Annotated in this window: 10 protein-coding genes and 2 tRNA genes; 6 read left to right on the forward strand and 6 right to left on the reverse strand. The window is 44.1% G+C overall.

The window, feature by feature from the left end:
- Window positions 1-52: 52 nt before the first annotated feature.
- Window positions 53-832, reverse strand: a complete 780-nt coding sequence (locus ABR189_RS02000) for an enoyl-CoA hydratase-related protein (protein ID WP_354658766.1) — start codon at window positions 830-832, stop codon at window positions 53-55.
- A 9-nt stretch (window positions 833-841) separates the two neighbouring features.
- Window positions 842-1,804 (reverse strand): DUF3667 domain-containing protein, encoded by a 963-nt coding sequence (locus ABR189_RS02005; RefSeq protein ID WP_354658767.1) that lies wholly within the window; start codon window positions 1,802-1,804, stop codon window positions 842-844.
- 157 nt (window positions 1,805-1,961) lie between these two features.
- On the opposite strand from ABR189_RS02005, the gene ABR189_RS02010 reads away from it, so the two are divergent.
- From ABR189_RS02010 to ABR189_RS02025, 4 genes are all read left to right on the forward strand, one after another.
- A complete protein-coding gene (locus ABR189_RS02010) occupies window positions 1,962-2,813 on the forward strand; it encodes a hypothetical protein (protein ID WP_354658768.1) in 852 nt (283 codons plus the stop codon).
- A gap of 120 nt (window positions 2,814-2,933) precedes the next feature.
- A tRNA-Gly gene (locus ABR189_RS02015) sits at window positions 2,934-3,006 on the forward strand.
- 94 nt (window positions 3,007-3,100) lie between these two features.
- Window positions 3,101-3,186: transfer RNA gene (locus ABR189_RS02020), tRNA-Leu, on the forward strand.
- A 337-nt stretch (window positions 3,187-3,523) separates the two neighbouring features.
- Window positions 3,524-4,012, forward strand: coding sequence for a putative immunity protein (locus ABR189_RS02025; protein WP_354658769.1), 489 nt, complete (start codon window positions 3,524-3,526; stop codon window positions 4,010-4,012).
- A gap of 71 nt (window positions 4,013-4,083) precedes the next feature.
- Here ABR189_RS02025 and ABR189_RS02030 read toward each other — a convergent pair whose 3' ends face one another.
- Window positions 4,084-6,336: a Tex family protein gene (locus ABR189_RS02030; RefSeq protein WP_354658770.1), complete on the reverse strand. Its 2,253-nt coding sequence runs from the start codon at window positions 6,334-6,336 to the stop codon at window positions 4,084-4,086.
- 182 nt (window positions 6,337-6,518) lie between these two features.
- Between ABR189_RS02030 and mazG the strand changes: the two genes are divergently transcribed.
- Both mazG and ABR189_RS02040 read left to right on the forward strand, forming a co-directional pair.
- Window positions 6,519-7,289 carry a nucleoside triphosphate pyrophosphohydrolase gene (gene mazG / locus ABR189_RS02035; RefSeq protein ID WP_354658771.1) on the forward strand — a complete coding sequence of 257 codons (771 nt, stop codon included), beginning with the start codon at window positions 6,519-6,521 and terminating at the stop codon, window positions 7,287-7,289.
- 90 nt (window positions 7,290-7,379) lie between these two features.
- Window positions 7,380-11,174 carry an ATP-binding protein gene (locus tag ABR189_RS02040; protein WP_354658772.1) on the forward strand — a complete coding sequence of 1,265 codons (3,795 nt, stop codon included), beginning with the start codon at window positions 7,380-7,382 and terminating at the stop codon, window positions 11,172-11,174.
- Window positions 11,175-11,286: 112 nt separating this feature from the next.
- On the opposite strand, the gene plsX is transcribed toward ABR189_RS02040, so the two are convergent.
- The 3 genes from plsX to ABR189_RS02055 are packed head-to-tail and all read right to left on the reverse strand — an operon-like array spanning window position 11,287 to window position 13,020.
- Window positions 11,287-12,234: a phosphate acyltransferase PlsX gene (gene plsX / locus ABR189_RS02045; RefSeq protein ID WP_354658773.1), complete on the reverse strand. Its 948-nt coding sequence runs from the start codon at window positions 12,232-12,234 to the stop codon at window positions 11,287-11,289.
- Window positions 12,235-12,276: 42 nt separating this feature from the next.
- Complete coding sequence (gene rpmF / locus ABR189_RS02050; RefSeq protein ID WP_354658774.1) at window positions 12,277-12,471, reverse strand: 50S ribosomal protein L32; 195 nt, start codon at window positions 12,469-12,471, stop codon at window positions 12,277-12,279.
- A 12-nt stretch (window positions 12,472-12,483) separates the two neighbouring features.
- Window positions 12,484-13,020 (reverse strand): YceD family protein, encoded by a 537-nt coding sequence (locus ABR189_RS02055; protein WP_354658775.1) that lies wholly within the window; start codon window positions 13,018-13,020, stop codon window positions 12,484-12,486.
- Between the last annotated feature and the right edge of the window lie 120 nt (window positions 13,021-13,140).

Raw genomic sequence — 13,140 nt, forward strand, 5'->3', positions numbered from 1 at the left:
TAAGTCAATATTTATGCCATAGGTTAGCTGGCATTGGGTAATGTATGCTGTTTTATTTTCCTTTAAATACGGGTGGACGTTTTTCCATAAAAGCCTGCATCCCTTCTTTCTGATCTTCGGAAGCAAATAGGAGATAGAAGTTTTTTCGTTCAAAGTGCAAGCCTTCTTCCAAGGAACTGTCAAAAGCTTTCAGTACAGCTTCTTTGGCCATTTTAACCGCCAGGGGGCTCATTGCAGCCACTTCTGCGGCTAATCTGACTGCTTCCTGCAGATACAGTTCTACCGGAACTACCCGGTTGATCAATCCGGCCTGCCGGGCTTCCTCCGCGGTAATAAAGCGGCCGGTTAGCACCATTTCCATCGCCAGTGCTTTTCCAACTGCGCGGGTTAACCGCTGGGTACCACCTGCTCCGGGCATTACCCCTATTTTTATTTCCGGTTGTCCGAAACGTGCCGTTTCACTGGCCACGATCATATCACATAACATTACCAGTTCGCAACCCCCTCCTAATGCAAATCCACTCACTGCCGCGACAATGGGTTTCTTCGTTTTTTTGATGGTGTCCCAGGTGCTGAACTGGTCAATATTAAACATATCCATGGCTGTTTTGTCGGCCATTTGTTTAATATCTGCCCCGGCAGCAAAAGCCTTTTCATTGCCACTGATCACGATAGCCCTCACCTGTTCATCGGCATCCAGTATTTTTAAAGCATCCCGCAGTTCTCCCATCAACTGAAGATTCAATGCATTTAATTCCTTGGGACGGTTTAACTGAATATGCGCAACATGTGTTGCTACCTGCTGGTGTATGATGATGTATTCCGGTTGCATGATCTAAATTTACAGAATTATTGCCAGTACCAGGAACAGCATCCCTATCAGTACTATTACCAAAGTGGCCATATATCCCAGCCACAATACCAATCCCTTCACTACAGATTTTGCCCAGGACTGCTGATAGGTATGTTTCAATGCTGATACCAGATATACCAGCAATGCGATCATTCCCAGATTGGAAAACCAATCTGAATCCAATAGCCAATCACCTATCAGCATGATCAGGAAAAGGATGAAGGTAAAGGAGTGCATATGGATGGAGAAGATCGCATGATCTGTATAGTACCAGCGTTTTTTATCATAAAGGATCTTCAGGTACAGCGCAAACAATGGCAGTAGCAGGAACATCATTTTAGGAATGTTGTGTTTAACATGTTCACTCAATGCCGCTATCACTTTATCACCATACTTTTCGCTCAGATACAGATTACGCTGAAAAGCTTTCCGCTTCCACCAGCCGTCTTTTTGTGCAGCAGGCAGTGCATTTTGTACAGAATCATAGTCTCGCAGGGATTGATATTTGGTCATTTCATTCAGCAGCTGACCTCCTGCCACAAAATTCTTTTCCTTAAGTATAGCACTGTCTTTTCCCAATGCCTGGCGAACACTTTCACTTGAATTGGATGCTTCTATCTTTACGGATTCTATGGTACCTGGAATAGAAAAATAGGCCAGGAAGAAAACAAAAGAGATAAATATGTACAGTTTGATAGGGTTTACATAACTCGCCCGTTTCCCTTTGATATATTCGGTCGTTAATAAACCAGGGCGGAACAGCAAATACTTTAAGGTGTTGAGTGTTTTAGAGTCGAAATGCACGATATCTGCAACAAAGTGCTTCACCAGGTGGCCAAATGATTCATGTGGCACGGTATTTTCCTGTCCGCAGTGTGTACAGTATCTTTCCGGAACAATTGTTCCGCAGTTCAGGCAATGTTTATCGTCACGCAGTGGTTGTGTGTTCAAGGAATGCAGGTTAAAGTAGGTTAAAGATAGAGAAAACCATTCTTAAAAATATACCTTCAGATCATACATTTTTAAAATATTAAAATCATCTTTACGTTAGTATTTTTACAGCTGCAAAACGGATCATGGTTCATTTGCAGTGATTTACCATATGAATATGAAAAGAATAATAATACTGTCAGGGTTGCTGCTACTAGCGGTAAACAATATTTTTGCCCAATACTATTACCAGGATATCTACAATACGAAGCAAACCATCGACAATATGGCGTTGCTGAAGGAGAACAAGGTAAAGGCCCAGTTTGTGCAAAGCCTGGATGCCAACCAGGAAATGGATAACGACTTTACCTGTCAGCGGCTGCTGGGCCCCGGTTATCGCCAGATGCGTTCCATCACCCGTTCCGGCGCTACCGGGCTGTCTGTTATGACTTCCAGCTTTTCCATGCGGGGTAATCTTACCAAAACCACTGACAGCACCAATAGCAGTATTACTACTGTACAGTATCAATATAATGATCAGGGCCAGCTCCTGCATATCAACGCAGTGTCTCAGGCAAGGGAAGGGAAGTTCCGTTTTGATGAAACCAGGACTTATACCTACGACTCTCTGGGGCATGTAAGCAGGATGGTCCATAAAAAGGGAATTAGCCCTTCAGACAGCACGATTGTCACTTTTAAGACAAATGACAAGGGACAGGTGACCGAGGAGCTGGAAACGGGTAAAAGCATCCGTAGCCAACGTATATTTTATAACTATGATGAACATGGCAGGCTGACAGATGTATTCCGTTACCATGCCGCCAGAAAAAAGATGCTGCCCGATTACATCTTTGAATACAATGACCAGAACAAAGTGAGCAAAATGACCACTGTCAATTCAGAAACTGCCAGCTACACAATCTGGAAATATACCTACCTGGCCAACGGGCTGCCCGACAAAGAAGAATGTTATGGTAAGGGGAAAGAGCTTTTAGGCATTGTTAAATACAAGTACGATCTCCAGCAATAACACGTTAGTAATTTCATGATGTGTAAATTTCTTAGGATGAACGCAAAAAAAACTTTGTAATTAAAAAACAATTCCTATCTTTGCAATCCCAACGAAAAAAAAACAGATCTTAAAAATCATGCGGAAGTAGCTCATTTGGTAGAGCACGACCTTGCCAAGGTCGGGGTGGCCGGTTCGAGCCCGGTCTTCCGCTCTACAGCAAATTCCAAATTGCTCCGGCGGTTTGGAATTTTTGTTTAAAGTTCTTTACTTAGGTTACTAAATTTTAGTAGCTTAATTAATGGTCCACCGGGGTGGTGGAACTGGTAGACACGCAGGACTTAAAATCCTGTTCGCAGCAATGCGAGTGTGGGTTCAATTCCCATCCCCGGTACTGGTCGGACGTAATTCCGGAAAATAAAAATGGCTCCTCGAATAGAGGAGCCATTTTTATTTGAATACCAATGACTTAAGGCCCGAATAACGGGTTTAGGTGTTCGATAACATGCTCCATTATACACCAGATAATTCTCGAACACTCTATTTATTAGCTCCGAGTGCAAATGCTCCCACTTCGTATTAAATTCATCACACCGCAAATCAGCTGGCACCAATGACAAACACCCCGACAATTAAAACAGAAAGATTGATTCTCTTGCCTAGCTTCCCTGTTATGCAACAAACTTCACATTTAAAGTTTGATTTGCTAAATTTATGATGATAAGACACAAATGAGAAACAAACAGTTTGTAGCAGAACACCGGGGTGGCCACCTCACTTCAGACGATCACCGGGGGCTAATAAATTGGGCAATAGCATGTGCGGAACATGCTTTACTACTCGCGCCAAACCAGTCGGTTGATAATCGGTTAATCCACGCCCTTTATATCGCAAAAGAATGGGGAAAAGGAAATGTGAAAACCGGTTCAGCAATGAAAGCTGCCTGGGAAGCCCATGCTTCGGCTCGGGATACAGCAAATCCGATATTGAAATCTATAGCCCGATCAATTGGCCAGGCTGTTTCAACTGCTCACATGGCCGACCATAGCGTGGGAGCTGCCTTATATGCCCTAAAGGCCGTCAGGCAAGCTGGTAAATCAATTGATGATGAAAGAGCCTGGCAAGATGAAAAGGCAAAAAAACTACCGCAGAAAATTATAAATCTTATTAAGGAAGCACGTAACGAGAAACAACAAGGATTCAAGGATTTACAAGATTGACTTATCCACCTCTCCGCAAAAGTAAAAAGGCATCGATGAAAATCGATGCCTTTTTACTTTTCATTTTTCAGTTAATCAAATTTTTTCTTCAATGCCAGCAACTTCGCCTGGAAGTCGTTCAATGGCGCCGGTGCAGCTTTCGCCGGTTTATCTTTTCTATCCCTGTTACGTGGTGCAGCATTACTGTGGCCCGGTGCCTCATTATCTTTCATCGATAATGAAATACGTTTCCGGGGCACATCTACCTCCAGTACGGTTACCGTAACTTTCTGGTTGAGCTTTACCGCTTCATTGGGATTGTTGATGAATTTATTGGACAGGTGAGAGATATGCACCAGGCCGTCCTGCTTTACGCCAATGTCTACAAAGGCGCCAAAGGCAGTGATATTGGTAACTACACCCGGCAGTACCATGCCTGGTTTTACATCTTCCATTTTATGAATGCCATCGGCATATTCAAAGATGGAGATTTCGTCACGGGGATCACGGCTGGGTTTGTCCAGCTCTTTTAAGATGTCTTCCAAAGTAAGTAGCCCTACTTCTTCATTTACATATTCTTTAGGATTGATCTTTTTACGTACTTCTTCTTTGGCCATCAGTTCCTGTATCGTACAATGCTGTTTGCCAGCCATCTCTTCTACCAGCGCATAACGTTCCGGGTGTACAGCGGAGTTGTCCAGCGGATTATCTCCATTTTCAATACGGAGGAAGCCGGCGCATTGTTCGAACGCTTTTTCTCCCAGGCGGTGTACTTTTTTCAGTTGCATACGGTTGCTGAAAGCGCCATTCTCCTTGCGGTATTTTACGATATTTTCGGCCAGGGAAGGTCCAAGGCCGGAAATGTAGGCGAGCAGGTGTTTGGAAGCGGTATTAAGATTTACCCCCACCATGTTTACGCAGCTTACTACAATACGGTCCAGGCTTTGTTTTAACTGCGACTGATTCACGTCATGCTGATATTGCCCTACGCCAATAGATTTAGGATCTATTTTTACCAGTTCGGCAAGCGGATCTATCAGCCTGCGGCCAATGGATACTGCACCACGTACGGTTACATCATGGTCAGGAAATTCTTCCCGCGCTACTTCCGAAGCAGAGTAAACAGATGCCCCGCTTTCATTGACCATGAAAACATTGATCTTCTGTCCGAAATCAATCTTTTTGGCAAACTCTTCGGTTTCCCGTCCCGCGGTACCATTACCTACTGCAATGGCGGAGATATTATACTTTTGCGCCCATTTTTTCAGCAACGCTTCTGCATCATCTCTTTTATAGTTTTTTTCCAGCGGAAATATCACATCATTGTCCAGCATATTACCCTGGTTATCCAGGGCTACTACTTTACAACCAGTTCTGTAACCCGGATCTATCGCAATAACAGCCTTGGGGCCTAATGGTGCTGCCAGGAGTAGCTGGCGCAGGTTTTCTGCAAATACTTCAATGGCTTCCGCATCTGCCCTTTCTTTGGCGGTAGTGCGGAACTCATTTTCCAGGGAGGGGCGCAGTAAGCGTTTGTAAGCATCTGTTCCTGCCTTGGTTACCTGTTCGCTGCTGGCATTACTACCAGTTACAAACTGTTTATTGATAATACCTAATGCATCTTCTTCTTCCGGTGTGATCGTACCAAACAGAAACCCTTCCGTTTCTGCCCGCAGGATGGCCAGCACCCGGTGAGAGGGGATGGCATGCAAATCTTCTTTAAAATCAAAATAATCTTTGTACTTATTCCCTTCTTCTTCTTTGCCTTCTACTACTTTGGAAGTAAGTACCGCAGTATTGGTAAACAGCTTACGCAGCTTATCGCGCAGCTCTGCATTTTCATTGATCCACTCCGCAATGATATCCCTGGCTCCTTTTAATGCTTCTTCGGAAGAGGCTACCTTGTCGTTCACAAAGCTGGCTGCTGCTGCGTCCGGGGCACTTTCCTGCTGTTCAAAGATAAGTTTGGCCAGTGGTTCCAGCCCTTTTTCAATGGCGGTGGTAGCGCGGGTTTTACGCTTGGGTTTGTAAGGCAGGTAAATATCCTCCAGCTCTGCCAATACCCAGGAGGCTTCAATCTTGGCCAGCAATTCGGGGGTCATTTTCTCCTGCTCCGTAATGGTTTTGATAATAAACTCACGACGGTCATCCACCTCTTTATAACGTTTCTGAAGGTCCTCAATACGACCTATCTGTACTTCATCCAAACTACCGGTAACTTCCTTACGGTAACGGCTGATGAAGGGTACCGTAGACCCCTCTGCCAGGAGGTTCATGGTGTTTTCCGCCTGCCGGGCAGAGATACCCAGCTCAGATGAAATGAGCGCAATGTGTTTTGTATTCATAACTTAATACTTTTTAAGCTATTAGCAGTTAGCCGCTGGCTTTTAGCATAAATTTCAATGGTGATAAGCCTATGACTGGCAGCTATGGGCCGGCAGCCTGGTTTTTCAGGTCGCAAATGTAACTAAAATGGCCTTTCCCCCAAGAAAAAGAAATTCACAGCAGTTTGCACTATTTTTGACAAATGGAGAATAACACATCTTTTCAACGTTTATTAGGGATAATGGATGATTTGCGGGAAAAATGCCCCTGGGATAAAAAACAAACTATCCAGTCATTACGCCAGCAAACTATTGAAGAACTGTACGAGCTGACAGATGCGATTACGGAGGAAAACTGGAAAGCTATCCGGGAAGAACTGGGCGACCTCCTGCTGCATGTGGTGTTTTATGCCAAAATAGGTACGGAGCAACAACAGTTTAATATCAATGATGTGATCAACGGTATTTGTGATAAGCTGATCTCCCGCCATCCGCATATTTACGGAGATGTGAAAGTGGAAAATGAAGAAGAGGTAAAACAAAACTGGGAAAAACTCAAACTCAAAGAAGGGAAAACATCTGTTCTCAGCGGGGTGCCGCTTTCATTGCCGGCATTGATAAAGGCCATGCGCCTGCAGGAAAAGGCTAAACAGGTGGGGTTTGAATGGGATAATAAACAACAGGTATGGGATAAGGTAAAGGAAGAAATGACGGAGATGGAAGAAGCGGTCAATGCCGGCACCATCAATGACATAGAAGCTGAATTTGGCGATGTGCTGTTTTCATTGGTGAACTATTCCCGCTTCCTGAAAATTGATGCGGAAAATGCACTGGAACGGACCAACAAAAAGTTTATCCGCAGGTTCCGGGAAATGGAAGAAATGGCAAAAGCTGCCGGCAAACACCTGGATGAAATGACTTTAACGGAAATGGATGAACTGTGGAACCAGGCGAAAAAAACAGAACTGCAGTAAATACCCCCCGGAATCATTGCTAATTGATAATTCGTAATTGTATTGATAGACAGTAAAGAAATACGTTTATTTTTTCTAAGGCATGGTTATTTGCTGATTATTGCTGCCTGGCTCTTCACCTTTGCTTTTTTATTCAGCAATTACTGGTCGTACTATTCCTCTCCAACGGGTGTAAAACGCAGCCTGGAAAAAAGTATTCATGAAAGAGAACGGGCATTTGACCGGTTGTCGGCAGACACTACCGTAGTAAACAGCCTGTTGACCCGCAACTATACCCAGGAAGTCCTGAACAAGCTGTATAAACCGGATTACCATGTATTTGCTTATGACAGCAGTACCTCTGGCAGGTGGCTTACTTTCTGGAGTACCAACCTGGTGCAGCCGGATGAATTACCGAATCCGCTGCAGGAAGGTATCTCTTTTCAGAAACTCAAAAATGGCTACTATGAAATCATCTGCAAAAAGCTGGCGGATAATGCCGGGCATCAGCAATTTCTGGTAGGGCTGATCCCTGTCATGATGGATTATAGTATCAACAACAATTACCTTGTTAATCATTTTTATGATAAACCCGAACTGGGGCCGGAATATACCATTAACCTGCGCCCGCCGGGTATCCCCGTGATGAGCAGGGACAAGGCGATCCTCTTTTATTTACATTATGATGCCGGAAGGCATGCACATCCGCCTAACATGCTGAGCGTAAGCCTCCGAATTTTAGGATGTATCTGTGTGCTTATTTTTATTAACCTCTTTGCTACCTTACTGGCGAAGAATAAAAACCCTTTATACGGATTTTTCTTTCTGGCAGTGATCGTGATCATTTTCAGGACGCTGAGTTACCTGTATCCATTCCCTTTCAATCTGCGTGCACTCGACCTGTTTGCGCCGCAGATCTACGCAAAAGATGAAATATTCCGCTCACTGGGCGACTTGTTCATAAACATTCTGCTGGCTTTCTGGCTTATCCTTTTCTTCAGGGAACATGTAAAAACCATCAATCCCCCCGTGATAAAAGGAAAAAGACAGCAGTGGATCATTACGATTATCGCCAGCTTTGTCATGTACATCGTAGGGCAATTCCTGTCAGAACTGATCCAGAGCCTGGTGATCGACTCAAAAATATCCTTTGACGTTACCGACTTTTTTAGCCTGCTGAACGAATACAGTATCATCGGGTTTATCGTACTTGGGTTTATTGCATTCAGCTTTCTGTTCTTCTCCCAGATCATCAACTATCTGCTGAATGAACTGACCAGCTTCCGGTACCGTACCAAATACTTCTTTCTGGCAGGCGCAGGGATTGTATGGCTGCTGCTGCGGATCAATCACCCGGAAATTACCTACTCCATAGCCATGGTGATCTGGCTGGTGGTATACGTGATGCTGCTGGATGCACTGTCCGATCGTTTTGAAAACAGTATTGCCACAGTGCCCTTTTTATTCTGGTTATTCCTGCTGACCATTACCACTTCCGGGGTACTGGTATACTACAACACACAAAAAGAACTTACTTCCAGGGAGCGGATGGCGGAAGAGCTGTCCAAACAAAAAGATCCTTATCTGGAAATGTTACTGAACGATGTGGGTAAGCGCATGGATAAGGACGAGTTTATGCAGTTCTTTTTCCAGGACAGCCATAACAGGATCAGCAAGGAAGACCTCGAAAATGAACTGAAACAAAAGTATTTTAAAGGATACCTGAACCGTTTTAATATCAATTTTTACCTGTTTGATGGCAACGGGGCACCGCTGTACAGGTCGGATACTACCAGCCTGTTTACCTTTAACCGGATCTTTACAGCTCCAGAAAGCCGGCTGAGTGGCAATGACCTGTATTACCATGAGCGCAGCTTCAAAGACTACCGGTATATAGGCCGCCGCACTTTCTACCGGCAGGGGGCTACAGATACTGCACACCATACCAATCTCCCCAAAAATCCGGATGGCAGCGCTATTGATCTGGGGGCAGAGGTGGAGCCTGCTATCGGATACATGGTGTATGAACTGACTCCGGCTTTGTTTAATACAGACAGGCTGTATCCGGAACTGCTGGTAAGCGGGGATATGTATGACCCTAATAAGGAAACATCAGCCATTTACTCATATGCGGTATATGATAATGGTATCCTGGTAAATAATAACAACGACTTCCCTTTTCCTATTAAACTATATGCACATGATATTCCGGCTGAAGATGTGACGGTAAAATCTGAGCGGGGATATTCGGAACTTATCTATAAGGCTTCGAAAGAAAAGGTGGTGATCGTGGTAAAGGAAAGCCGCAATTTTATCGAATTCATCACGCTGTTTGCCTACATGTTCTGCCTTTTCCTGTTGATCATTACGGTGTATAAAGGGTTGGACCTGCTGATCAAAGCCCGTATGCGTATCAGCAACATGAAAACGCTGGTGAACATCAGTATCCGGAAGAAAGTACATGGTACCATCGTATTTATCGTAGTATTTGCGTTTGTGATCCTCGGGCTTACCACCATCCTGTTTTTTATAGACCGGTCTGAATCACAGAACCGGGAACGGCTGAGTAAAACCATCGGAGAAGTAGCACATGATGTGGAAAAGGTGTTCAGCAACCAGTATCGTTCCGACGATCTGGAATACATCTATGATCCTATATTCCTGGACGAACTGTCTATGGCGGTTTCCGGTATTGCCGACGACCGTGCGCTGGATATCAATGTATATGATCAGGACGGTAACCTGCAGTTAACTACGCAACCCCTGATTAATGAAAAAGGGTTGTTGTCAAAGAAAATAGATCCCAAGGCGTATTATCAGTTGTTCCGGCTCAACAGGATCCAGTTTATACAAAAAGAGAAGATAGGCAGTATGGGCTATCTTTCCGGGTATGTACCCCTGCGTAATAACGGGGAAGTATATGCGTACCTGAACGTGCCTTACTTTGCCACCCAGACCGAACTGAACCGGCAGATCTCTAATTTCCTGGTGGCATTGATCAATTTCAATGCGTTTATATTCCTGATAGCGGGTATCCTGGCATTGCTGATCACCAATTCCATTACGAAGTCTTTCTCACTGGTAACGGAAAAGCTGCGCCACGTTAACCTCGGGCAGCATAATGATGAAATAGAATGGAACAAGGACGATGAGATCGGGGTGTTGGTAAAGGAGTATAATAAAATGGTGCGAAAGCTGGAGGTAAGTGCGGCAAAGCTGGCAAAAAGTGAGCGGGAAGGGGCATGGCGTGAAATGGCCCGACAGGTAGCACATGAGATCAAGAATCCGCTCACCCCGATGAAGTTAAGTATCCAGTACCTGCAACGTGCCATTGACGGGGATTCTCCCAATGTAAAAGAGTTGTCGCGCAGTGTGGCGGGTACGCTGGTAGAACAGATAGAGCACCTGGCAAATATTGCTTCTGATTTTTCGGCATTTGCGCGTATCGGAGAGCCTAATAATGAAGTACTGCTGCTCAATGAGATGCTGTACTCACTGACAGGATTATACCAGGGGCAGCCGGATTGTGATATCCGCTATGAGGAAGCCGCGCAGGGGCTGCATATATTTGCGGATAAGACGCAGATGAACCGCTTATTCACCAACCTGTTACAGAATGCGATACAGGCTATTCCTGAATACCGGAAAGGAGAGGTATTATTGCGGATCAGTGCTCAGGCCGATGGTTGGGTGATTGTGAGCGTAACGGATAATGGCAGTGGTATTTCACCGGAAGTGAAACCCAAGATATTTGTACCCAATTTTACGACCAAATCTTCCGGTACCGGGTTGGGGCTTGCGATGTGTAAGAATATTGTAGAGCAGGCGCATGGGGAGATCTGGTTTGAAACGACTGCAGGGGAGGGGACCACGTTTTACGTAAAACTCCCGTTGGTAGAGGAATAAGCTGTTAGCTGTTAGCTTTTATAAACAAATCCTGCCTTATAAGAGCTAAAAGCTAATAGCTAAAAAAAAGGAGCTTCGACAGAAGCTCCTTTTTTCTTATAATGTGTTTCCTTTATGCTTCTTTTGCTACAAAGCTTTCTTTTACTTTTTCCAGCAATTTACTTTGTATCATTTGTTGTGCCAGTACGATCATGTTTTTAAAGGCAGTGGCTTGGGATATGCCGTGGCCGATAATTACAGGATGGGAAACCCCGAGTACAGGGGTACCGCCATATGATTCAAAATTGAATTTGTCCATATAATCATCCTTGATATTGCGTCTTACCGCAACTTCATGGAATGATTCCGCCATTTTCAATACAACGTTGCCGGTGAATCCTTCACAAACGATTACATCCGCTTTATCGGTAAAGATATCTCTACCTTCTATGTTGCCAACAAAATTGATTTGTTTGGTTTCTTTTAAAAGCGGATAAGTAGCCTGTGCCAGCAGATTGCCTTTGCCTTCCTCTTCTCCGATGTTTAGCAAACCTACTTTAGGGTTGTCTATTTTCAGAATATATTGGGAGTAGAGGGAGCCTAAAATGGCAAACTGTACCAGGTTTTCCGGTTTGCAGTCAGCATTGATGCCTACATCCAGCAATACACCAAATGTGCCGTTTTCACGGGGCACAGGAGTAGAAATAGTAGGCCGTTGCACCCCATCAATAGCTTTGATGGAATAAAAAGTGCCCACCATCATGGCACCGGTGTTACCGGCACTGATAAAGGCATCAATTTTTCCATTCTTCAGCAGGTGAAAACCAATGGAGATCGAAGATTCCGGCTTTTCCTTCAGCGCCTTGGTAGGATGTTCATTCATCCCGATTATCTGGGATGAATGAACAACTGAATATTTTGATTGGTCCAACCGGGCATCTGCTAATAAAGGAGCCAAGGCTTGCTCGTCTCCTATCAGCACCAGGTGCACATCTGCAACGGTGTCTAAAAATAATTTTACTCCTTTTACTGCTTCCAGGGGCGCATAGTCGCCACCCATCATATCAAGCCCGATTCTCATGTAACTTTAATTTGTCTGTTAGCTCGGGTAAAAATAGCAAAATTATTTAGCGTTGCTTTGTTTTTCCAACACTACTTTTCCTTTGTAGAACAGTTTGTTTTCTACCCAATGAGCGCGGTGTCTCAGGTGCACTTCTCCGGTTGCACTATCAGTACTTAACGTATCCGCAACCGCCTTGTAATGCGTTCTTCTCTTCGCTGATCTTTGCTGAGAATGTCTGCGTTTTGGATTTGGCATTTTATTTAATTTTTAATTGTCCTTAAATTTTTCCAATCCTTTCCAGATCGGATTATCACTATCTTTTACCTGCTGGTGCATTTTTTCCAGCATTTCCAGCACCTTCGGATTGCAACCGCTGTTGCCATTGCTATCATTAGGGTGTATACGTTGCATCGGGATGCTGAGATTGATAAACTCATATATCCAGCCGGCCACATGTAAGTGGGATTCCGTTTTGGAAATATAGCTTACCTCCGGGTCCTCATCTTCCGGCATTTCTTCCGGATTTTCCACCATTTTCACTACCTGGTTGAAATCGTCCCATAATTGCAGCTCAAATGCTTCTCCACACCGGTCACAGTTTACCGTCGCTGTTCCACCTATTTCAAACTTCAGCAGAAAAAAATTACTCTTTTTATCCAACTGAAGCTTTACAGTAGCATTGCAATTCGTAAAGTCCTGCGGTCCGTAGTTTTCAAAGAAACTATCCGTAATTTGGTACTGAAACGAGTGTACTCCGGGCGTTAGACCCACAAATGCAATGTCAAATTCGCGGAGTTGTTTCATATCAAAATCCTCACTTTTAGAGGGATGCAAAGGTAATTAAATATTTTCAATTGCAAAATTTTCCTAAATTTGTAGACAATCAATATTATATTTATATATAAATAAAGAAAGCCAAATCAA

Source organism: Chitinophaga sp. H8 (genome assembly GCF_040567655.1).
Taxonomy (GTDB): domain Bacteria; phylum Bacteroidota; class Bacteroidia; order Chitinophagales; family Chitinophagaceae; genus Chitinophaga; species Chitinophaga defluvii.